This window comes from Brachybacterium equifaecis, from assembly GCF_023509525.1.
Lineage (GTDB): Bacteria > Actinomycetota > Actinomycetes > Actinomycetales > Dermabacteraceae > Brachybacterium > Brachybacterium equifaecis.
Genome location: NZ_JAKNCJ010000003.1, coordinates 184,837 through 206,915 on the forward strand (window position 1 = coordinate 184,837; position 22,079 = coordinate 206,915).

Here is a 22,079-nt window from a genome sequence, read left to right on the forward strand (position 1 = left end):
CAGCGCGCGGGGCTGGGGCTCGCCCGCACCGGCTGATGTGATGCAGACACTACTGCGTGAGCAGGTCCCTGATCCACCCGGAGAGCTCCGGGCTGGGCAGCAGGAAGCCGTCGTGCCCCTGGTCGCAGTGCACTTCGCGGTGGCGAGCCCCGGGGATGCCCGCGGGGATCTCCTCCACGAGGGCGGGAGGGAAGAGCCGGTCGGAGTCGATCGCGACGGTGAGGGTGCGCGCGCGCACCCGGCCGAGCGCCGCCCCGATGCCCCCGCGCCCGCGCCCGACGTCGTGCGTGCTCATCGCGCGCACGAGAGCGAGATACGAATTGGCGTCGAACCGCGCCACGAGCTTGTCGGCGTGGTGATCGAGATAGCTGACCACCTGGTGCCGGCCTCCCGCCGCCGGATCCTCCTGGTCCTGCTCCCGGTTGGAGAAGCGCTCCTCGAGCTCATGCGCCGTGCGGTAGGTCGTGTGGGCGATCCGCCGGGCGATGCCCAGCCCCCGGCGGGGCCCCTGGCCGGCCGGGAGCTCGTAGTAGTCCCCTCCGGCGAAGCCCGCGTCGGCGCAGATCACCGTCTCCTGGATGCTGTTCCAGGCGATCTGGTCGGCGCTGGCGCGGGCGCTGCTGGCGATCACGGCGAGCCGCTCGACCTGGTCGGGCCAGGTCACCGCCCACTCCAGGGCGCGCATCCCGCCCATGGAGCCGCCGATCACCAGGGCCCAGCGCTCGAGCCCGAGGTGCTCGAGCAGAGCGTGCTCCGCTGCGACCTGATCGCGCACGGTGAGCGCAGGGAACCGCGAGCCCCATGCGCGCCCGTCGGGCGCCGTCGAGCTCGGACCGGTGCTGCCCTGGCAGCCGCCGAGGACGTTCGGGGCGATGACGAACCAGCGATCGGTGTCGATGGGCCGGCCGGGGCCCACCAGGTCCTCCCACCATCCAGCGGTGGGATGCGCGGGTCCCGCGGGGCCGATCACGTGGGAATCACCGGTGAGGGCGTGGAGCACGAGGATCGCGTTGGAGCCGTCCGCGGCGAGCGTCCCCCAGCTCTCGTAGGCCAGCAGCGCATCCGGGAGAGTGCTCCCGCTCTCGAGTCCGATCGCGCCGAGCGGGAGGAAGCGCCGGTCCCCCCGCCCCAGTTCCGGATGCCAGGCGCCTGCGGGAGGGGCACCGCGGCGCGCCGAGGTCGGCAGGCGGTCCGCGGGCGGTGCGCTCATCGCTCGTCATCTCCTTCGGGAACGGCGCCTAGGAGCGCGGAGGGGGCGGACGGTGCCGCTCGCCCCGCAGCGCTCCTGGACGGGAGGCGGCTGCCAGGCCGGTGCGATGGAGCTCCCGGCCAGGCGTGCGAGCAAGGGTGCCAGAGGATCGCCGGGCTGCGCCTCCCGCAGGGCGTCGGCGAGGTCGCCGGCGGTCGCGAACCGGTGGTTCCACCAGGCGAGGACGCTCAGCGCTGCGGTGAGCGCGGACCACGCCGCCGCTGGATCCCCGCAGACCCGGTGGTCCTCTCCCCCGCGGCCGTCGCCGAGCAGGGCCCGCAGGTCCTCGATGGTCCGATAGTCGTCCCCACCTGCGCAGACGTTCGCCGGCGGCACGAGCGTAGGGTCGTTCACGAGGTCCCACAGCACCGTCTCGAGCGCCGCCGGACCCTCGAATCCCGTATCCACCAGGAGCGCCAGGAGCTCCTCCGCGCCGCCGGGCGAGGAGAGGCTCTCGAGCGCAGCGCGCACCTGTTCACAGTGCGTCATGCTGGGCGCGGGATCGGTAGCGCCCGGTGACTGCCCGGCGAGCGCGGAGAGCGCCGGCGCCGCGCGCTCCCACAGCAGGGAGAGCGGCGCGAGGGGGCGCGGGGCGCGCGCCGCGCTCACGCGGGAGGCCGCCTGCAGGAGGCGCTGCCGGCGCGCGGTCTCGTCGGCCGGCATCTGCAGCCCGGCATGCGCCGCCTGGAGCGCGACGAGGGTCTCCCGCAGCGGGGGCAGCGGCTCCTGGGGGCCGATGCCAAGGTCGTAGGCGTCGTCATCGACAGGCTCCAGGAGGACCGGCATGGCCGTGCCGCCTCCGATGACCCAGACCTCCGGGAGGTCGAACCCGGGCAGGAGGCCCGTGATCCCCGCCAGGAGCCGCACCCCGGCGAGCACCGCGCGATCGCGGCTCTCCTCGGTGCAGGGCTCGAGGCCGTCCCCGGCGAGGGAGACGGCGAACGCGCCGTCGCATCCGTGCTGCCCGAGCAGAGCGAGCTGGGAGAGGAACTCCTGGGGCGCATCGGCTTCGAGGATGACCTCCAGGGGGATGCGCGCGGCGATGGCGCTGCCGCCGGGGCTGCGCCGGCCGACGAGCACGATGCTGTCCCGCGGGACGGTGCCGAGGCAGAGGTGCGCCTGGGCCAGCAGCTCGGCGGGCTCGTGCGGGCGAAGAATGATGGTGGGCGGATCCGTCGAAAGAGTCATGACCGGATCCTTCGCCTGCGCCTCCGGCGGCGCACTGGGGAGGGGGAACATGTGGAAGGCCGTCGACGGGGAGGATTCGCAGCCGCCCCTTCTCAGGCGCAGTGGGGCGCCCATGAAAGGATCGGAGCATGGATCCTCTCCGCAGCCCGCAGGCCGACGCGACCGCGCTCGCGCAGCTCGACGCGCAGTGCGCCCGCGCCGTCGAGAGCACCCTCCGCTCCGCGCTCGATCGCCATCGCGAGGACCTCGCCGCGATCGCCCCGGAGGCCGCGCGCATGGCCGACGTGCTCGAGGAGTTCCTGGTCGGCGGGAAGCTGCTGCGCCCGCGGCTGTGCTTCTGGGGCGGAGTCGCCGCAGCCGGCGATGCGCTCTCCCCCGCCCAGGTTCAGGCGCTCGGCGCGTGCGGGGCGGCCATCGAGCTCGTCCAGGCCTCGGCCCTTCTCCACGACGATGTCATCGATCGCTCGGAGACGCGGCGGGGTCGCCCGGCCGTCCACATCGCTCTGGCCGAGGAGCACCGCGCGCGTCGCCTCGACGGGGGCGCGGACCGCTTCGGGGAGGCGGCGGCGATCGTCCTGGGCGATCTCTCGCTGGCGTGGGCGCACGAGCTGATCGCCTCGATCGACGGCGCACACGCGGAGTTCGCAGCCCTGTGCACCGAGGTGATGGCCGGGCAGCACCTGGACATCCTCCACCAGGCGGGCGGATTCACCTCGCCCGAGAGCGCCGAGGACGCCGCGCGCAGCGTCATCCGCTGGAAGACCGTCCCCTACACGACGGCCCGGCCCGTGCGCCTCGGCGCGCGCCTGCTGGGCGCAGAGGGCGAGACCCTGGACGCCCTGACCCGCTGGGCCGAGGACATCGGCATCGCCTTCCAGCTGCGCGACGACCTGCTCAGCGTGGTCGGCGAGGAGGAGCGCACGGGCAAGCCGATCGGCGGCGACGTGCGCGAGGGCAAGCGCACCGCGCTGCTCGCGCGCACGCACGCGGCCGCCGATGCGCCCGGCCGCGCGCTCCTCGAGGCCGTCGTCGGCCGGGAGGACGCGAGCGCGAGCGACGTCGCCCGAGTGCAGCAGCTGATGGCGAGCACCGGCGCGGTCGCCTCGATCGCGCGGGAGATCACGCAGCTCGCGGCAGGGGCGCGCACAGCGCTCGCCGGGATCCCGGGGCTCTCCGCCGCAGGGCGCGCAGGGCTGCAGATGCTCGCCGATTCCGCCACGGACCTGACGGACCTCGACCTCGGCGCGCTCCCGGCCGAGGACTGAGCAGGCGCTGCCCGCTCGCTGCGGGTGCGCGCCGCACACACTGCGGGTGCGCTCAGCTGGCCCTGCTCAGAAGGCCATCGCCTGGGCGCGTCGGCGCACCTCGCCCCGCTGCCCGCGTCGCAGATGATCGATCGGCCGGCCGGGGAGCGTCTCGTCCTCGGTGAACAGCCACACCAGGAGCTCCTCGTCGCTGAACCCCGCATCGCGCAGCACGGTGATCGTGCCGGGCAGGTGGGGGGCAACCTCGCCATCGATGATCATCTCGGCGGGGACGTGGCGCACCGCCGGCGTGCCGCGGCGCACCTCGACCAGGGCGCCGTCGTCGATGAGGCGACGCACGCGGGACACCTCCACGCCGAGCGCCTCGGCAGCATCGGGGAGGTTCAGCCAGTCGGAGATCAGGGTATCGAGAGTGCTCACGCCCCAAGCGTGCCATGCCCGCAGGGCACCTGCACACTGCCGCCGCGGCGAGTGTCGCTGTCCGTGCGAGGCCCGTGCACCCCGTACTGTGGCTGATGTGAGCGCGCCTGCCACTTCCCCTGACTCCGGCGTGCTCCTCGACGGGCGCTACGCCGTCGGGGAGCTGATCGCGCGCGGCGGCATGGCCACCGTCTACCGGGGCCACGACGACCGCCTCGACCGCGTCGTCGCGCTGAAGATCATGCACCCGCATCTCGCGATCGACGAGAACTTCCATCGCCGCTTCGCGCGCGAGGCGCGCGCCGCCGCACGCCTCGCCCATCCCCACGTGGTCGGCGTCTTCGACCAGGGCGAGGACGGCGACCGCATCTACCTGTCGATGGAGCTCATCGAGGGCGGGACCCTCCGCACCCGGATCGCCGAGGCGGGCCGGCTGCGGGTGCGCGAGGCGCTCGTGATCGCCGAGCAGGTGCTCGAGGCGCTCCAGGCCGCGCATGCGGCGGGCATCGTGCACCGCGACATCAAGCCGGAGAACATCCTCCTCACCCCCTGCGGGAGCGTGAAGGTCGCCGACTTCGGCCTCGCTCGGGCGATCGGCTCCGCGAACTCCTCCGCCAGCGGCACGCTCCTGGGGACCGTCGCGTACATCTCCCCGGAGGTCGTCACCCGCGGCCACTGCGATGCCCGCAGCGATCTGTACTCCCTCGCCGTGGTGCTGTACGAGATGCTAGCGGGCAGGCAGCCCTATCTCGGCGAGCAGCCGGTGCACGTCGCCTTCCAGCACGTCCACGAGGACATCCCCGCCGCCTCGGCGCTGGTCGCCACCGTGCCCAAGGAGGTCGACTCGCTCATCACCTGGGCGGCCTCCCGCGATCCCGAGCAGCGGCCCCGCAGCGCGGAGGACATGCTCGCGAGCGTCCGCGAGCTGCTGCGCACCCTCCCGCCAGGCGTGCTGGACGCCGAGCCCGCGCCTCTCGAGGAGACGGACACCCAGGACGTCCCCCGGCTGACGGCCCAGATGGACGACGTGGATCTGGAGCGAGACGCTCCCGCTCGCGCCTTCCTCTCCCCCGCCGCGGGCGCTCCGCATGCGCTGCCCGCGGCCGACGATCCCGGTGGGGAAGTCCCCGCGGGCGGAGAGCCCGCCCCCGACGGCGCCGCGGCTCCCGCCGAGCGCGCAGACGGCGAGGACGAGCGCACGCGCGAGGTCTCGATCGGCCTGCCCAGACCCCGGCGGGGCCGGCACCTGGCGGTCCCGCTGCGGGGGACGTCCGCCGCGCTGCGTCTGCTGGCGCCGCTGGTCCTCGTTCTCGCGCTGATCGGAGGCATCGCGGCCGGCTCCTGGTGGTATCTCACCGAAGGTCCCGGCGGCGACCGCACCGTGCCCGCGCTCGCCGGCACCCAGCTCGAGGCGGCGGATGCCTCGCTCACCGCGCAGGATCTCCGCACCGCCACGGAGGAGCGCTTCGACCCCGAGGTCCCCGCGGGGCGGATCATCTCCACGTCGCCGGAACCGGGGAGCGTGCTGAAGCGCGGCGACACGGTCGAGCTCGTCGTCTCCAAGGGCGTCGAGACGTTCGCCGTGCCCGCCGTCGAAGGGATGAGCCTCGAGCAGGCCCAGGCGCAGGTCGACGCGGTCGGGCTCGTGCTCGTCGAGGACGAGCCGGCCTACTCGGAGACCGTCCCCGAGGGCAGCGTCATCTCGCAGTCCGCCGAGGCCGAGGCGCTCCCCGCCGGCGGCGAGGTGCATGTCGTGCTCTCCCAGGGCCGCGAGCCGATCGCGGTGCCCGACCAGAGCGGTCGCGGAGCGGATGCCGCGCAGTCGGCGCTGGAGAGCGCGGGCTTCACCGTCGGCCGCACCCAGGCGCACTCCCCCACCGTCCCGGCGGGGTCCGTGATCTCGCAGAGCCCCGCCGGCGGCACCGCGTTCCGCGGGGACCGGGTCTCGCTCGTGGTGTCGCTCGGACCGGAGATGGTCGCCGTGCCCGACGTCTTCCGACTCAGCGAGGCCGACGCGCGCGCGCAGCTCGAGGCCGCGGGCTTCGCCGTCGCCGTGGAGTACGAGCGCGGCACGCCGGTGCTCGGCACGGTCTACGAGCAGTCCGCCGCCGCGGGCAGCCAGGCGGCCAAGGGCTCCACGGTCACCATCAAGGTGTTCTGACCCGGGAGCGCAACGCGAGGAGGGGGCCCACGGCTCCGCGCCGTCGGCCCCCTCCTCGTCGATCCTGCCCAGACTTCGCTCAGCGCTCGGCGAGCATCTCCGCGACCAGGAACGCCAGCTCGAGGGACTGCTGGTGGTTCAGGCGGGGATCCACGAGCGTCTCGTAGCGGCGCTCGAGACCGGCCTCGTCGATCAGCCCCGCCCCGCCGAGCACCTCGGTGACATCGTCTCCGGTGAGCTCCATGTGCAGGCCCGCGGGGACGGTGCCGAGGGCGCGATGGACCTCGAAGAAGCCCACGACCTCGTCGAGGATGTCCTCGAAGCGCCGGGTCTTGTAGCCGTTGGACGAGGTGATCGTGTTGCCGTGCATCGGGTCGGTCACCCATGCGACCTGCGCCCCCGCATCCCGCACGCCCTCGACGAGCGCCGGGAGACGGTCGCGGATCTTCCCCGCGCCCATGCGCGTGATGAAGGTTAGGCGACCGGGCTCCCGCTCCGGATCCAGGGCGTCGATCAGCGCCAGGGCGTCCTGGACGCTGGCGTCGGGTCCGAGCTTCACGCCGATGGGGTTGCGCACGCGCGAGAGGAAGTCGACGTGCGCGCCGTCGAGCTGACGGGTGCGCTCACCGATCCACAGGAAGTGGCCCGAGCAGTCGTAGACCTCGCCGGTGCGCGAATCGATGCGCGAGAGCGCCTCTTCGTAGTCCAGCAGGAGCGCCTCGTGGGAGGAGTAGAACTCCACGCCCTGGATCGCGTCGAAGTCGGCGCCGATGGCGTTCATGAACCGCACGGCCTTGTCGATCTCGCGTGCGAGCTGCTCGTAGCGGTCGTACCCGGGGCCCGAGACGAATCCCTGGTTCCAGGAGTGGACCTCGCGCAGATCCGCGAAGCCGCCTGCCGTGAACGCGCGCAGGAGGTTCAGCGTCTGCGCGCTCGTGGTGTAGGTCCGCCACAGCCGCTCGGGGTCCGGGAGGCGATCGGTCTCGGTGAAGCCGTGCCCGTTGACCGCGTCGCCGCGGTAGGTCGGCAGGGTGAGCCCGTCGCGGGTCTCCTCGTCGGCGGAGCGCGGCTTCGCGAACTGACCGGCCATGCGGCCCATCTTGATCACGGGAACCGACGCGCCGTAGGTGAGGACGGCGGCCATCTGCAGGATGGTGCGGATCTTGTTGCGGATGCGATCGGCCGTGGACTCCGCGAACGTCTCCGCGCAGTCGCCGCCCTGGAGGAGGAACGCCTCGCCGCGCGCCGCCGCCGCGAGGCGACCGCGCAGCACGTCGACCTCGCCTGCGAACACCAGCGGAGGCGCGGCGCGCAGCTGGTCGAAGACTCCCGCACGCGCGGACTCGTCGGGCCAGGTGGGCTGCTGCACCCGCGGCATCTCGCGCCAGGCGCCGAGGGCCGCGAGCTCGGAGCTCGAGGAGGACAGGCTGAAGGAGTGGGCGCGGGCCGGGGTGTGGGCAGAAGAATTCACGCCCCCAGGGTACTGAACCCGCGCAGGGCGACCGGACGGGGTCCGGGGTGCGGACCGGCAGCGCCGTCAGCGCGCGCCGGCGTCGTCTCCCGGCGCGGGGGCCGACGGGAGGGGGCTCTCCCCGCGCGCGATCGCCGCTTTCGCGCTCGCGGCGTACTGCGGCGCGTACTCCTGGCCGGAGAGCGCCTGGATGCGCGCCATCACGGTGTCGGTGATGCGTCGCACGGCCGCCTGGTCGTGCAGGGCCGCCTCCCTGTCCTCCACGAGCTGCGCGACATCGATCGGCGCTCCGACCGCAGTGGTGATGCGCGGGTGCCGGCGCGGGAGGAAGCGCCTGCCCCGCTGCGCTTCGAAGGTCCCGGTCATCGCCACCGGCACGATCGGCGCGCCCGAGGCGAGCGCGAGGCGCGCCACGCCGGTCTTGCCCCGGTAGAGCCGGCCGTCGGGGCTGCGCGTGCCCTCGGGGTAGATCCCCAGCACGTGACCGCGCCGCAGCACCTCGAGGCCTGCCTCGAGAGCCGCGCTGGAGGCGCCGCCGCCGGTGCGGTCCACGGGCATCACGCCGACGGAGCGCATGAACGCGGCGACGATCCGCCCGCGCAGGGACCGCCCCGCGAAGAGGTCCGACTTGCCGAGGAAGTGCACCGTGCGCTCGAGCGCCGTCGGCAGGAAGATCGTGTCGGCGCCCGCGAGATGGCTGCTGGCGAGGATCACCGGACCCGTGGCCGGGATGTGCTCCTGCCCGCGCACCTGGGGCCGGTAGGGCAGGCGCATCAGCGCGATCAGGATGCTCTTGCCGACCCGGTAGACCAGGGGCGTCTCGTCATGGGGGGCCATCTGCTCTCCCTGCTCGTGGTGGAACCGCCGTGCCGCGGTCCCCGCGCCGCGCGCGCATGCGAGCATGGCGCATGGCCTTCAGCGAACTGTCCCGCCCCTGGCGGAGCGCGCCCCACTCTAATCCCGCGGGAGGTCTCCTCCTGTGCCACGGCTTCACGGGCTCTCCGCAGTCCCTGCGCCCGTGGGCCGAGCACCACGCCGCCGCCGGCTGGGACGTGGAGCTGCCCCTGCTCCCCGGGCACGCCCTGACCTGGCAGGAGATGGCCCGCACCGATGAGCGCGACTGGTACGGCGAGGTGCGCGCAGCCGCTCTGGCCCTCCTGGAGCGGCACGAGCGCATCTCGCTCGGCGGACTCTCGATGGGAGGGGCGCTCGCTCTGCGGCTCGCACAGGATCCCGGGATCGCCCCGCGCCTGGACGCCGTGGTGCTCGTCAACGCCGTCGCCCGGCCGGAGCACGTGTGGCGCGTGGCGCCGCTGCTCGCTCCCGTGCTGGGCTCCCTGCCCGGGATCGCCTCCGACATCCGCCGCGAGGGCGCCGCGGAGGAGGGGTACGACCGCACGCCCCTGCGCGCCGTCGGCGCGATGCGCCGCCTGGTCTCGGCCGTCCGACGGGACCTGCCGCGCGTCACCGCCCCGGTGCTCATCGCGGTCTCCCCGCAGGACCACACCGTGCCCCCGCGCAGCAGTGACCTGATCGCCGCGCGCGTGCGCGGACCCGTCGAGCGCCTCGCGCTCCCGGACAGCTACCACGTGGCGACGCTCGACCACGACGCCGAGCGCCTGTTCGCCGCCTCCTCGGACTTCCTGCTCCGCCGCCGCGCCGCCGGGACGGATCGCCCCAGGCCCTAGCCGCTCAGGGCTCGCTGCGCGCGAGATCGGCGGCGCCGATCATCCCCGCGCGGTCCCCGGTGCTCGCTCGCACGAACGGGGCGAGGGGACGGTGCCCGCGGGCGACCAGAGAGGCGGCGAAGGAGTCCCGCGCTGGGGCGAGCAGCAGCTCCCCCGCGTCGCCCACCCCGCCGCCGATGACGAACACCTCGGGATCGAGCACGGCCGCGATGCTGGCCGCCCCGAATCCGAGCCACCGGCCCAGCTCGGCGAGCAGCGCCGCGCAGCCCGGATCCCCCTGCTGCGCGAGGCGAGTGATCGTGGGGCCGTCGATCTCCTTCGGAACCCCTCCGGCCTCCTCCAGCAGCGGAGACAGGAGCGGATCGGCGGCGAGCGCGCGGTGGCGCGCCATGCGCACGAGCGCGCGGCCCGAGGTGTACTGCTCGAGGCAGCCGCGGCGCCCGCACCCGCACCACTGCCCCTCGGGCACCACGTTCATGTGGGCCACCTCCCCGGCGAACCCGGCGCTGCCCCGCACGAGCCGGCCGTCCAGCACGAGCGCCCCGCCGAGACCGGTGCCGACGGTCAGCATCATCATGTCCCGGGCGCCTCGCGCCGCGCCGAAGCGGAACTCCGCCCAGCCTGCGGCGTTGGCGTCGTTCTCCACCACGACCGGCAGGCCGATCCGTTCGGCGAGCTGCGCCCCGAAGGGGCAGTCGCGCCACGCGAGGTTCGCGGCGAAGACGATCGTGCTGCGATCCGCGCCGACGAATCCGGCCGCGCCCACCCCCACCGCGCCGATCTCGCGGTCGCGGGAGAGCTCCTCCACCGCGTCCGCGACGGCTTCCAGGATCAGGGGGACGTCGGTGGCCGGGGTCCGGCGCCGCGTGGAGGCGAGGATCCGACCGTCCTCGTCCACGGCTCCCGCAGCGATCTTCGTTCCGCCGATGTCCACTCCGATGGCGAGCATGCGACTCCTTCTGGGCGTGATCCCGCAGTGCGGGAGGGGGCTGGGCAGCGGGCCGCGGCGCCGGGCCGGCACTGCGCCGACCGCTCATCCCCATGCTAATCGCGGGTGCGCCGGCGCGTCGCGCTAGGATGATGGGCCACGGCGAGGAGGCCGATGCGCTCCACTCGCCAGACCAGACGCAGGGCTCGCCCCTCGCCGCGCTCCGCACTGCGGGGCCGACGGCGAGCAGGGACGTCCGGATCGAAGGAGATGCCCGTGAAGCAGTTCGGAACCCCGGCGCAGCACACCAGCCGGCCGGAGGAGAACACCACTGACCTGCTCCTCGAGCGCCTCGCGAAGCATCCCGGGGTCCCCCCGTTCGAGGTGCGCGGCGAGGACGGCTCCTTCGCGCCCGTCTCCTCCGAGGACTTCCTCGAGGGCGTGCGCTCCCTCGCCAAGGGCTTCATCGCCGCCGGCGTGAAGCCCGGCGACGTCGTGGCGCTGATGGCTCGCACGAGCTTCGACTGGGCGCTGGTGGACTGGGCGCTGTGGTTCGCCGGCGCCGTGTCCGTGTCGGTCTACGAGACCTCCTCCCCCTCCCAGATCGCGTGGATCGCCAGCGACAGCGGCGCCACGTACGCCGTGGTCGAGACCCAGCGCCACCAGGAGGATGTGCGCTCCGTGCGCGACGAGCTCCCGGAGCTCCAGGAGATCTGGGTCCTCGACGACGGCGCGATCGAGACGCTCCGCGAGAAGGGCGCCGAGATCTCCGACGAGCAGCTCGAGCAGGCCCGCACCTCTCGCGCCCTCGCTGACGTCGCCACGCTGATCTACACCTCCGGCACCACCGGCCGGCCCAAGGGCGTGGAGCTCACGCACGCGAACTTCGTGGACACGAGCCGCAGCGCCGTGGTGCTGCTCGGCGACGAGGTGCTCCCGCCGGGCTCGCGCGCCCTGCTGTTCCTCCCCCTCGCCCACGTGTTCGCCCGCCTTCTCCACGTGCTGCAGACCCACGCGGGGGCGACGACCGCCCACACGGCGGACACGAAGAACCTGATGGCGGATCTCGCCGCGTTCAAGCCGAACTTCCTGCTCGCGGTCCCCCGCGTCTTCGAGAAGGTCTACAACGGGGCCGAGCAGAAGGCCATCACCGGCGGCAAGGGCGCGATCTTCGCCGCCGGCGCGAAGACGGCGATCGACTACTCGAAGGCGCTCTCCGCAGGCCGGGTGCCTCTCGTGCTGAAGGCGAAGCACCGCGTGTTCGACGCGCTGCTCTACAAGACCCTCCGCAACGCCATGGGCGGAGAGGTGCGCTGGTCCGTCTCCGGGGGCGCGCCGCTGGGCGACCGCCTCGCCCACTTCTTCCGCGGCATCGGCGTCACCATCCTCGAAGGCTACGGCCTCACGGAGACGACCGCGCCCGCGGCGGTCAACCTGCCGTGGAAGGTGAAGCCTGGCACCGTCGGCCCTCCGCTGCCGGGCGCGTCGATCGCGATCGACGACAACGGCGAGATCCTCATCAAGGGAGTGATGGTCTTCAAGGGCTACCACAACAACCCCGAGGCGACCGCAGAGGCGATGAAGGACGGCTGGTTCCGCACCGGCGACCTCGGCTCTCTCGACGAGGACGGCTACCTCTCCATCACGGGGCGCACCAAGGAGGTGCTGGTGACGGCAGGCGGGAAGAACGTCTCACCCGCGCCTCTGGAGGACCGGCTCCGCTCGCACCCCCTGGTCAGCCAGTGCATGGTCGTCGGCGACCAGAAGCCCTTCGTCGCCGCGATCCTCACCCTGGACGAGGAGATGCTCCCCACCTGGCTCAAGAACAACGGCCTTCCGGAGATGACCGCGGCCGAGGCGGGGAAGAACGAGACGGTCCGGGGCGAGCTCCAGAAGGTCGTGGACGCCGCGAACTCCTCCGTCTCCCGCGCGGAGTCGATCCGGGTCTTCGAGGTCATCGACACCGATTTCACCGAGGACAACGGCTACCTGACTCCCTCGCTGAAGCTCAAGCGCAATATCGTGACCAAGGACTTCGCCGACGTCATCGACAGCATCTACTCGCGCGAGAAGCCCGCGTCCTGATCGCGGAGGCAGTCGGCCCGGTGATCGCCGGGCCGACTGTCGGTGCGCGCCCCTAGAGTCGCCTGCATGACGCCGCCCCCGCCTCGCCGCCAGCTCTCCTTCGACGAGCTGGGCACACCGCTCGAGGCCGCCGAGATGGTGGTCCTCGACCTCGAGACGACCGGGACCGACGCCGCCGCCGATGCGATCACCGAGATCGGCGCCGTGAAGATCCGCGGAGGCGAGGTGCTCGGCGAGTTCCGCACCTTCGTGGACCCCCAGCGCCCGATCCCCGCCTACATCGCCTCCCTCACGGGCATCACCGATGCCCTGGTGCGCGATGCGCCCACCATCCAGGTGGCACTGCCGATGCTCCTGGACTTCGTCGGCGATGCCGTGCTCGTCGCGCACAACGCACGATTCGACATCGGCTTCCTGCGCGCGCAGTGCGCCCGCATCGACCGCCCCTGGCCGGGCAACGACGTCCTGGACACGCTGCGCCTGGCGCGCAGCGTCTTCGGGCGCGACGAGGTGCGCGACCACAAGCTCGGCACGCTCGCGGCGCACGTCGGCGCGCGCGTGAGGCCCGACCACCGCGCCCTCTCCGACGCCCGCGCCACCGTCGACGTGCTGCACGCGATCATCGCCCGGCTGGGCGAGCGCGGCGCGAGCACCGTGGAGGACCTCGCCGGAGCGCACCGCAAGGTCACCCCCGCCCAGGCGCGCAAGCGCCATCTGGGCCAGTCGGTGCCTCCGGTGCCCGGGGTCTACCAGTTCCTCGGCCCCGAGCAGGAGGTCCTGTACGTCGGCACCTCCCATAACCTCCGCAACCGGGTGCGCACCTACTTCACCGCCTCCGAGACGCGCAAGAAGGTCCTGGACGTCCTGCCGGTCCTGACCGAGATCCGCACGATCGAGTGCGCGACCCGACTCGAAGCGGCCGTGCGGGAGCTGCGCATCATCGCGCGCGAGCAGCCTCGCGCCAATCGCCACGGACTGCGGCCGGAGAAGGCCCTCTGGCTGCGTCTGGGCGCCGGCAGAGAGGGGCTGCGGGGGGCGCGGATCGCGCGCGAGGAGTCCGACGGGTCCGCGCATATCGGACCGCTGCGCTCCCGGCACGACGTCGAACCGCTGCGCGGGCTGCTGCACGATGCCGTCCTCGGTCGGGGCGCGTCGCTCGAGGGCGGGGCGCGCACAGGGCTCGATCAGGCGCACCATGAGGCGCTGCGCACGGCGATGCTCGAGGATCCCGCACTCGTGCTCGGCCATGCCGCGAAGCGGATGCGGAGCTTCTCGGACGCCGGGCGCTACGAGGACGCCGCGCGCATCCGAGAGCTCGCCGAGACCTATCTCCACGCGGCGCGGCGCGCCCAGCGCCTGCGCGCCCTCGCCGGCGCTCCGCTGCTCGTCGCCGCCCGACCGACCTCCGCCGCGGATGCGCCGCTGGGCAGCTGGGAGCTGCTCGCGGTACGGCACGGCCGCTTCGCCGGCACGGCGATCTCCCCGCGCGGCGCCGACCCCGTGACGATCGCGCGCTCGCTCGCCCTGACCGGCGCAGGAGAAGGGGACCTCGCCTCGCCGCTCTGCCAGGGCTACCACCAGGAGACCGAGCTGATGGGGGCCTGGCTGGAGGGCGAGGGCATGCGGGTCGTGCTGTGCGAGGGCGGATGGAGCGTGCCGGCCCGCGCGCGCTTCGAGAGCGGATCGCTCGCCCGTGCCTTCGCCGCTCTCGCCCCGGCCCCCTCGTGAGCCCGCAGCAGGCTGCCTGATGCCGGTCTAGGCTGGGCTCAGCACTCGCCCGCGACCCCTGCGCACTGCGCGCACCGAAGGAGCACCCATGATCACCGCGATCGTCTCGATCACCGCACAGAGCTCCCGCATCCCCGAGGTCGGCCAGCAGATCGCCGAGATCCAGGGCGTCGACCAGGTCTACTCGGTCACCGGCGATGCCGATCTGATCGCCGTGGTGCGCGTCCAGCACCACGAGGCTCTCGCGGAAGTCATCGCCGACCGGATCTCCAAGGTCGAGGGCGTGATCGACACCAGCACGAACATCGCCTTCAAGACCTACTCCTCGCGGGATCTCGACGTGGCGTTCGATCTGGGCCTCGAGAGCTGACCCTCCGCGCCGCGCCGGCCCGTGCGGGTCGGCCCGCGCGGCTCGGCGCCGCCGGCTCAGTCCGTCGCGCCGGCAGAGGAGCGCTCCGACCACCGGGCGAGCAGGCGCTCGGGATCGCCGCTCTCGAGCGTCCTGGCGGCCTCCTCGAACGCAGCGGTGAAGCGCTCCTCGAAGGGCCGGTCCCCGGAGGACGCCGTCCCGGCCCTCACGCCGGCGGCAGCATCGTGCTCCGCGCCGGAGGAGGAGTCGGAGGTCGCGGGGCCGTCGTCGATGCCGTCGAAGGCGAGGATCCCCGCAGCGGCGTTCAGCAGCACGGCGTCGCGCACGGCCTCCCGGCCGCCGCCCGCGAACAGCTCGCGAGCGGAACCCGCGTTCTCCAGCGCAGTCCCGCCGCGCAGCGCGTCCACGGGCGCCCGAGGGATCCCCAGCAGCTCTCGCGGATCGAGGACGTGCGAGGCGACAGTGCCGGCGCGCACCTCCCAGATATCCGAGCACGCGCCCACGGTCAGCTCGTCGAGCCCGTCCTGCCCGCGGAAGACGAGAGCGCTCGTCCCCCGACCGGCGAAGACGCCTGCGACGGTCGGAGCCATCACCGGATCGGCGACGCCCACCGCACTCGCCCGGGGGCGGGCGGGATTGGTGATGGGACCGAGCACGTTGAAGACCGTCGGGACGCCGAGGCCCTTGCGGGCGTCGACGGCGAACCGCATCGACGGGTGGTAGACCTGCGCGAAGAGGAACGCGATGCCGAGCTCGCGCGCGAGGCTCTCGGTGGAGGCCACCGGGAGATCGACCCGCACGCCGAGCGCCTCGAGGACGTCGGCCGTGCCGGACTTCGAGGTCGAGGCGCGGTTGCCGTGCTTGAACACGGCGCGGCCCGAGGCCGCGACGATGACAGCGGCCATGGTGGAGATGTTCACGGTGTTCGCGAGATCGCCGCCCGTGCCGACGATGTCCACTGCCCTGCGAGGCAGGTCCACGGGACGCGCATGACCGATCATCGCGTCGGCGAGGGCCCCCAGCTCCGTGCTCGTGACGCCCTTGCCGGCGAGAGCGACGAGGAACCCTGCGAGCTGCACCGGAGTCGCTCCGCCCCCCATCACCTCGTCCATCGCCCAGGCGGCGGAAGCGGCGGGAAGGTCCTCGCCGCGGATCAGCTGCGAGGTGAGACGAGGCCAGGTGCAGTCTTCGGAGCGCATGGGGTGATCATCGCACCTCTCCTGCGTGCCGTGCAGGCCCGGCCGCCCAGGAATCGCAGGCAGCGGGCACCCCTCACAGGCGTCGCCCAGGTTCATGACAGCCCGTCATGAGGGTTATGATTCCAAGGACCGCGGGGCCCTGTCCCGGGGGTGGTCCCGGTGAGTCGTGTACTGGGCCCGCCGAATCTGACGACACGGCATAATGGTGACGTGACTACTGCGACCCTGTCTCCGCGATCCGCCCCCGCTCCGGCTGTGGGCCGCCCCAATGTGACGCAGATCGGCACCCTCGTCTGGCTCGCCAGCGAGCTGATGTTCTTCGCCGGCCTCTTCGCCATATACTTCACGCTGCACGCGATGGCGCCCCAGACGTTCATCGACGGCCAGCACCACTTCACGCACGACTTCGCCCTCGCGAACACCGTGATCCTGGTCCTGAGCTCGGTGACGTGCCAGATCGGCGTGATGGCCGCCGAGGGCGGTCTCCCCTGGGCCAAGGGCGAGCACCGCAAGCACCGCACCGGCTCGATCTTCAACATCGCCGGCTGGGGAATGGTCGAGTGGTACACCCTCACCTTCCTCATGGGCGCCGTGTTCGTCTCGGGCCAGGCCTTCGAGTACACGGAGCTCGCGCACGCCGGCGTCACGATGAGCTCCTCCCCCTTCGGCTCGATCTTCTACCTCGCCACCGGCTTCCACGGCCTGCACGTCATCGGCGGCCTGATCGCCTTCCTCTTCGTGCTCGCCCGCTCCTTCGCCGCTGAGCGCTTCACTCACCACGAGCAGATCAGCGCGATCTGCGTGTCGTACTACTGGCACTTCGTGGATGTCGTGTGGGTCGGCCTGTTCTTCGTGGTCTACCTGATGGACCCGCTGATCAACGGCACCGTCCCGCTGAACTTCTCGTTCTTCTCCTCGCTCTTCTGAGCGACCTGGGCCCTCCGCCCCGCTGGCCCAGTCCCCCGCACACACCGCCCACTGAATCGAGGCTCAGATCGTGAAGGCACTCGCCGCACGTCGACACCACCCGATGGCGTTCGTCGTGATCCTGCTGCTCGCGCTCCTCGCGACCGGCGGGCTCTACGCCGCCCTCCAGCCGCGCAGCGCCCAGGCCGAGTCCTACAGCCAAGACGACGTCGCCGCGGGCGAAGCGCTCTTCCTCGCCAACTGCGCCACCTGCCACGGCACCACCGGCGCCGGCGAGGTCGACGCCGAGGGCAACGCCACCGGCCCCTCGCTCGTGGGCGTCGGCGCGGCCGCGGTCGACTTCCAGGTCGGCACGGGCCGCATGCCCATGCAGATGTCCGGCCCCCAGGCCGCCCGCAAGGCCCCGCAGATGAACGAGGAGCAGACCCGCCAGCTCGCGGCGTACGTCGCCTCGCTCGGCCCCGGCCCGTCGGTCCCCGACGAGTCCACCCTCGATCTGGCGAACGCCGATCTCGAGAACGGCGGCAACATCTTCCGCATCAACTGCGCCATGTGCCACAACGCGGCCGGCGCCGGCGGTGCGCTGACCCGCGGCAAGTACGCGCCCGCTCTCGGCGGCGTCGAGAGCACGCACATCTACGAGGCAATGGAGACCGGCCCGCAGAACATGCCCGTCTTCAACGATGACAACCTCTCCCCCGAGGACAAGCGCGATGTCGTCGCCTACCTCAAGGCTCTCGAGGAGAACGGCTCGCCGGGAGGCATCTCCCTCGGCTCGCTGGGACCCGTCACCGAGGGTCTCTACGCATGGACGATCGTCCTCGCGCTCCTCGTCGGCTGCACCGTGTGGCTGGGGGCGAAGGCCAAGTGAGCAGGAACGTGACTGAGAATCTCGACGGAACCCGTCCCGCCAAGGGCGTCAGCGCCATCGCCGCGAAGGAGGGCGGGGGCTTCCCGAACCCGGGGCTTCCCCCGCACGCGCATCGCCAGGGCGATCACGATCGGGGCGCGGAGAAGCGCGCCGAGCGCATTGTCGCCGTGATGTTCCTGATCTCCGTGCTCGGCACGGCGCTCTTCATCGCCGCGTACTTCGTGTTCACCCCGATGGACCGCAACCTGCTCGCCGAGCCCGGCACCCTGCACGCCGTGCGCTGGTCGAACTTGTTCACCGGCCTCGGCCTCGCGATCTCGATGTTCTTCATCGGCGCGGCCGCGGTGCACTGGGCGAAGACCCTCATGCCCGACGAGGAGGTGTCCGAGGAGCGCCACGCGATCGCTGGCTCCCCCGAGACGCAGCAGGCCGCTGCCGACATCATCACCGGCGGTCTCGCGGAGTCCGGCGTCGGTCGCCGTCCCGTCATCGTGACCACCATGGTCGCCGCGCTCGCGGCCCTGCCGATCGCGGTCCTCGCGCCGCTGTCGACGCTCGGCCCGCTCCCGGGCAACAAGCTCCACCACACGTTCTGGAAGGCCGGCCTGCGCATCACGCGCGACCACGACGGCACTCCGATCCGTGCGGACGAGGTCGCCATGAACTCGATCTTCCACGTGATGCCCGAGGGACTGGACTCCGAGACCCCCGACTACCTCGAGGAGCGCGCGAAGGCCGCCGCCGTGCTGGTGCGCATCGACCCGGCGCTCGGCAAGAACCAGAGCAGCCTCGACAACGGCTACGAGGGCATCCTCGCGTTCTCGAAGATCTGCACGCACGTGGGCTGCCCCGTGGCCCTGTACGAGCAGCAGACCCACCACATGCTGTGCCCCTGCCACCAGTCGACCTTCGACGTGACCGACGGCGCGAAGGTCATCTTCGGCCCGGCGCACCGTCCTCTGCCGCAGCTGCCCATCGAGGTCGACGCCGAGGGCTACCTCGTCGCCCGCGGCGACTTCCCCGAGCCGATCGGTCCCAGCTTCTGGGACATCCACAAGGACAAGTGAGCTGATGGCGACCACCACCCCCACGAAGCCCACCGCCGCCTCGGCCTCGGGCAGCTCCGCTGCCCAGGGCGGCCGCATGATGAAGCTCGGCGCCGTCGGAGGCGCCTGGCTCGACCAGCGCGTCTCCGGCGCCGGGTTCGTCAAGTTCTTCGCGCGCAAGATATTCCCGGACCACTGGTCCTTCATGTTCGGCGAAGTGGCCCTGTACAGCTTCGTCATCCTGCTGATCTCGGGCACGTTCCTGACGATGTTCTTCGTCCCCTCCATGGACGAGGTCGTGTACGAGGGCATCTACGCCCCGCTCCAGGGCGCGCACGTATCACGGGCGTTCGAGTCCACCCTCCACCTCTCCTTCGAGGTCAAGGGCGGCCTGCTCTTCCGCCAGATGCACCACTGGGCGGCGCTCGTGTTCATGGTGGCGATCTTCGTCCACATGTTCCGCGTGTTCTTCACCGGCGCTTTCCGCAAGCCGCGCGAGCTGAACTGGCTCGTGGGCTTCTCGCTGATGATCCTCGGCATGGTGGCCGGCTTCTCCGGCTACTCGCTCCCTGATGACGTGCTCTCCGGCAACGGCCTGCGCGTGGTCGACGGCTTGATGAAGGCCATCCCGATCGTCGGCACGTACCTCTCGATGCTGCTGTTCGGCGGAGAGTTCCCCGGCCACGACATCATCCCGCGCCTGTTCACGATCCATATCCTGCTGGTGCCCGCCGCCATCCTGGGCCTGATCGCGATCCACCTCGTGCTGCTCGTGCTCCACAAGCACACGCAGTACCCCGGCCCGGGCCGCACGGATCGCAACGTCGTGGGCTTCCCGCTCTTCCCGGTCTACACCGCGAAGGCCGGCGGCTTCTTCTTCCTGGTCTTCGGCATCATCGCGCTGGTCTCGGCGACGACCGCGATCAACGGCGTGTGGATCTACGGTCCCTACGACCCCTCCCCCGTCTCGGCCGGGTCCCAGCCCGACTGGTACATGCTCTGGACCGACGGCGGCCTCCGCCTCATCCCGGGCTGGGAGTTCACGATCTTCGGCTACGTGATCTCGCTGAACATGCTCATCCCGATGGCGATCTACGGGGCGCTCCTCGCCTTCCTCGCCCTGTACCCCTTCATCGAGTCGTGGGTGACCGGCGATGACCGCGAGCACCACGTGCTCGACCTGCCGTACAACACGCCGGTGCGCACCGGTCTCGGCGTCGCGTGGATCAGCATCTACGTGATCCTCGCTCTCGCCGCGACCAACGACCTCATCGGCATGAAGCTGCATCTCTCGATCAACGACCTCACGTGGTTCTTCCGCATCGGCATCTTCGTGATCCCCGTGCTGATGTTCTACGTGACCAAGCGCCTGTGCCTGTCGATGCAGCGCCAGCGCCGCGATCTGGTCCTTCATGGTGTGGAGACCTCCAAGGTCGTCCGTCTCGAGGACGGCGAGATGCTCGAGATCCACGAGCCGCTCAACGAGTACGACCGCTGGGTGCTCGTGCAGCACGACGACTTCCGTCCGCTCACCGCGGGCAACGGGGTCTCCTCGCTGCGCGCCGCCGCCACCTCGTTCTTCTTCAAGGACCGCATCTCGCCCGTCACCCCGGCCGAGCTGCGCGAGGCGATGGCCCACGCGGGCCACGAGAAGCACGAGATCGACGCTCTCACCGGCGGCGACTACACCACCCCGGATCAGCGTCACTGACTCTGATCTGCGCATGGCGAAGGCCCGGACCGAGAGGTCCGGGCCTTCGTCATATCCGGGGCTCCTCCCCCGTTCTTGCGCTCGGAGCGCCCGAGCGCAGCGCGGCCGACGGCGGGTTCTAGCGCAACGTCGCAGGCGGGGGGCCGGGCTTGCGGCCCTGCCGCGGTGCCCGCCGCCCGTTCAGCCGGTCCACGAGCACCTTGGCGGCGATCAGGGACAGGCGGCGATCCGCGCTCCGCAGTGCACGGATCGCCTGCACCGACTGCGTGCGGGCGTCCAGGCCGCTGCGCGCGAGAACTCCCCTCCCCCACTCCTCTGCGGCCTCCAGGGCGGTCTCGTCCGCATGGAGGCCCTTGAGGAGGGTCTCTCCCTCGCGGGTGTAGTCACGACCGATGCCGAGCATGTCTCACTCCCTCATCTCGATGGACCCGCGCTCCGGCAAGAGCGCCAGCGGGCGCCACGATGCCATATGCATGCGAGGGGCGGATGAGAGCGGATCTGGAGACGCCGACTGCGCTCTCTACATGCTGATGAGTCTGTGGCTCCATATCCAGCGTTTTTCCACTGTTCGTAGTGCGATGGCGGCGCCCTCTCTGCCGAGTAGGAGAATCAGGGCATGGACTCCGACGATCAGCGCCTCATGGAGCTCTGGCGCCAGAACTGGCCGGGATCGACTCCCGAAGCCGACATGCTCCGCATCTGGTTCCCGGACCGCTGGGTCCGGTTCCACTCGCTCCCCGGATCGAAGCGCTACGCGGAGGACGCGTTCGAGGAGCAGATCGTGCTGGAGCGGCATCGCACCGTGCTGCGCGAGCTGATGGGCTCTCCCGAGACGGGCGCAGCGCAGGAGCTGCTCGTCGTGACCGCCGAGTGGGAGCCCGACGAGCACGCGTGGCGCGCTCCGCACCTCGGCGAAGCGGTCCCGGACCGCCAGCTGTGGTGGCGATTCGAGAGCGCCCACAGCGAGGTGGGGATGGAGTCCTGGTGCAGTGCGTTCCTGAGCCGCGTGGCGGCCCGACCGGCAGCTCTCGACCCGCTTCTCCGGCTCGTGGCTGAGGACCGCACTGGAGGCGTCATCCTCGCCCCCGCGGACTTCCGCTGGCTCTACCACCCCTACGACGGCGGCGCGGATGTGCTCCTCGGCAGCCCGCGCGAGCGGGACGCTCTGCGGGCGCGGCATGACGACTGGCTCTCCGCGCATCCAGGAGGCCTCTGAGCCGCTCGGAGCAGGTGCGGGCACCCATCTGGGGCACGGTGTCCCACCCAGCTGCGGCGCAGCGTCCCGCAGCCGGCCCTCCGACGCAGTCCGGCCCGGCACCCCATGAGGGTGCCGGGCCGGACTGGGAAGGTCAGATCAGTGGGCGTGGGGACCGGAGGAGAACTCCATGACCCAGCCGACGACGCCGACCACGACGAAGACCGCTCCGATGCCGGCGATCCACCAGCCGGCTGCGACACCGAGGAACGCCATCGCCGCGCCGATCGCCGCCCACAGCGGCCACCAGCTGTACGGGGCGAAGGAGCCCTGCACACCCGCATCGTCGGCGACCTCTGCGTGGAGGTCCTCCTCGGGGCGGTTCGGGAACTTGCGGGCCGCCCAGAAGAGCGTCACGGCGATGAGCCCGGTGAGGCCGGCCAGCATGATGAACGCCGGGAAGCCGACGGTCTCGATGCCCAGCGGCGCACGGGTGCCCGTGATGATGCCGTAGGCGATGCCGACGATGATGAAGAAGATCGTCAGGATCAGGAAGATACGTCCGGAAGTGCGCATA

General features: G+C 71.9%; 20 protein-coding genes. 11 read left to right on the forward strand and 9 right to left on the reverse strand.

Going from position 1 to position 22,079, the window contains the following annotated elements; translation table 11 throughout:
• Positions 1-49: 49 nt before the first annotated feature.
• Entirely contained in the window at positions 50-1,210 is a 1,161-nt protein-coding gene (gene metX, locus Bequi_RS08690) for a homoserine O-acetyltransferase MetX (protein ID WP_249737541.1), read from the reverse strand.
• Between the two features lie 6 nt (positions 1,211-1,216).
• Positions 1,217-2,437, reverse strand: a complete 1,221-nt coding sequence (locus Bequi_RS08695) for a hypothetical protein (RefSeq protein ID WP_249737542.1) — start codon at positions 2,435-2,437, stop codon at positions 1,217-1,219.
• Positions 2,438-2,565: 128 nt separating this feature from the next.
• Between Bequi_RS08695 and Bequi_RS08700 the strand changes: the two genes are divergently transcribed.
• On the forward strand, positions 2,566-3,702 hold the full coding sequence (locus tag Bequi_RS08700; protein WP_249737543.1) for a polyprenyl synthetase family protein: 1,137 nt from the start codon (positions 2,566-2,568) through the stop codon (positions 3,700-3,702).
• 66 nt (positions 3,703-3,768) lie between these two features.
• Here Bequi_RS08700 and Bequi_RS08705 read toward each other — a convergent pair whose 3' ends face one another.
• A complete protein-coding gene (locus Bequi_RS08705; RefSeq protein ID WP_249737544.1) occupies positions 3,769-4,122 on the reverse strand; it encodes an Rv2175c family DNA-binding protein in 354 nt (117 codons plus the stop codon).
• A 97-nt stretch (positions 4,123-4,219) separates the two neighbouring features.
• On the opposite strand from Bequi_RS08705, the gene pknB reads away from it, so the two are divergent.
• On the forward strand, positions 4,220-6,283 hold the full coding sequence (gene pknB, locus Bequi_RS08710; protein WP_249737545.1) for a Stk1 family PASTA domain-containing Ser/Thr kinase: 2,064 nt from the start codon (positions 4,220-4,222) through the stop codon (positions 6,281-6,283).
• Between the two features lie 79 nt (positions 6,284-6,362).
• Here the strand turns inward: pknB and Bequi_RS08715 are convergent, their stop codons facing one another.
• Together Bequi_RS08715 and Bequi_RS08720 are read right to left on the reverse strand one after the other, a co-directional pair.
• Entirely contained in the window at positions 6,363-7,754 is a 1,392-nt protein-coding gene (locus tag Bequi_RS08715; RefSeq protein ID WP_430623107.1) for a class II 3-deoxy-7-phosphoheptulonate synthase, read from the reverse strand.
• Positions 7,755-7,820: 66 nt separating this feature from the next.
• The gene (locus Bequi_RS08720) at positions 7,821-8,591 is read right to left on the reverse strand and encodes a lysophospholipid acyltransferase family protein (protein ID WP_249737546.1); all 771 of its coding nucleotides are present in this window, start codon (positions 8,589-8,591) and stop codon (positions 7,821-7,823) included.
• Between the two features lie 71 nt (positions 8,592-8,662).
• Here Bequi_RS08720 and Bequi_RS08725 point away from each other — a divergent pair, with 71 nt between their 5' ends.
• The gene (locus Bequi_RS08725; protein WP_249737547.1) at positions 8,663-9,442 is read left to right on the forward strand and encodes an alpha/beta hydrolase; all 780 of its coding nucleotides are present in this window, start codon (positions 8,663-8,665) and stop codon (positions 9,440-9,442) included.
• 4 nt (positions 9,443-9,446) lie between these two features.
• Here Bequi_RS08725 and Bequi_RS08730 read toward each other — a convergent pair whose 3' ends face one another.
• Positions 9,447-10,391, reverse strand: a complete 945-nt coding sequence (locus tag Bequi_RS08730) for an ROK family protein (protein WP_249737548.1) — start codon at positions 10,389-10,391, stop codon at positions 9,447-9,449.
• 249 nt (positions 10,392-10,640) lie between these two features.
• On the opposite strand from Bequi_RS08730, the gene Bequi_RS08735 reads away from it, so the two are divergent.
• The 3 genes from Bequi_RS08735 (at position 10,641) to Bequi_RS08745 (ending at position 14,553) form a co-directional block, all read left to right on the forward strand.
• Positions 10,641-12,455: an AMP-dependent synthetase/ligase gene (locus Bequi_RS08735; RefSeq protein WP_283774836.1), complete on the forward strand. Its 1,815-nt coding sequence runs from the start codon at positions 10,641-10,643 to the stop codon at positions 12,453-12,455.
• Between the two features lie 66 nt (positions 12,456-12,521).
• Complete coding sequence (locus Bequi_RS08740) at positions 12,522-14,183, forward strand: DEDD exonuclease domain-containing protein (protein ID WP_249737550.1); 1,662 nt, start codon at positions 12,522-12,524, stop codon at positions 14,181-14,183.
• Positions 14,184-14,271: 88 nt separating this feature from the next.
• Positions 14,272-14,553, forward strand: coding sequence for an Lrp/AsnC family transcriptional regulator (locus tag Bequi_RS08745; protein ID WP_249737551.1), 282 nt, complete (start codon positions 14,272-14,274; stop codon positions 14,551-14,553).
• Positions 14,554-14,609: 56 nt separating this feature from the next.
• Here the strand turns inward: Bequi_RS08745 and trpD are convergent, their stop codons facing one another.
• Positions 14,610-15,752, reverse strand: a complete 1,143-nt coding sequence (trpD, locus tag Bequi_RS08750) for an anthranilate phosphoribosyltransferase (protein WP_249737552.1) — start codon at positions 15,750-15,752, stop codon at positions 14,610-14,612.
• 210 nt (positions 15,753-15,962) lie between these two features.
• On the opposite strand from trpD, the gene ctaE reads away from it, so the two are divergent.
• From ctaE to qcrB, 4 genes are all read left to right on the forward strand, one after another.
• Positions 15,963-16,679, forward strand: a complete 717-nt coding sequence (gene ctaE, locus Bequi_RS08755) for an aa3-type cytochrome oxidase subunit III (protein WP_249737553.1) — start codon at positions 15,963-15,965, stop codon at positions 16,677-16,679.
• 70 nt (positions 16,680-16,749) lie between these two features.
• Positions 16,750-17,550, forward strand: coding sequence for a cytochrome bc1 complex diheme cytochrome c subunit (gene qcrC / locus Bequi_RS08760; RefSeq protein ID WP_249737554.1), 801 nt, complete (start codon positions 16,750-16,752; stop codon positions 17,548-17,550).
• An 8-nt stretch (positions 17,551-17,558) separates the two neighbouring features.
• The gene (gene qcrA / locus Bequi_RS08765; protein WP_249737555.1) at positions 17,559-18,617 is read left to right on the forward strand and encodes a cytochrome bc1 complex Rieske iron-sulfur subunit; all 1,059 of its coding nucleotides are present in this window, start codon (positions 17,559-17,561) and stop codon (positions 18,615-18,617) included.
• 4 nt (positions 18,618-18,621) lie between these two features.
• Positions 18,622-20,307 carry a cytochrome bc1 complex cytochrome b subunit gene (gene qcrB / locus Bequi_RS08770; protein WP_249737556.1) on the forward strand — a complete coding sequence of 562 codons (1,686 nt, stop codon included), beginning with the start codon at positions 18,622-18,624 and terminating at the stop codon, positions 20,305-20,307.
• Between the two features lie 118 nt (positions 20,308-20,425).
• Here the strand turns inward: qcrB and Bequi_RS08775 are convergent, their stop codons facing one another.
• Complete coding sequence (locus Bequi_RS08775) at positions 20,426-20,710, reverse strand: hypothetical protein (protein ID WP_249737557.1); 285 nt, start codon at positions 20,708-20,710, stop codon at positions 20,426-20,428.
• Between the two features lie 213 nt (positions 20,711-20,923).
• On the opposite strand from Bequi_RS08775, the gene Bequi_RS08780 reads away from it, so the two are divergent.
• Entirely contained in the window at positions 20,924-21,523 is a 600-nt protein-coding gene (locus Bequi_RS08780) for a DUF3885 domain-containing protein (RefSeq protein WP_249737558.1), read from the forward strand.
• A gap of 138 nt (positions 21,524-21,661) precedes the next feature.
• Here the strand turns inward: Bequi_RS08780 and ctaF are convergent, their stop codons facing one another.
• Positions 21,662-22,078 (reverse strand): aa3-type cytochrome oxidase subunit IV, encoded by a 417-nt coding sequence (gene ctaF / locus Bequi_RS08785; protein WP_249737559.1) that lies wholly within the window; start codon positions 22,076-22,078, stop codon positions 21,662-21,664.
• Between the last annotated feature and the right edge of the window lies 1 nt (position 22,079).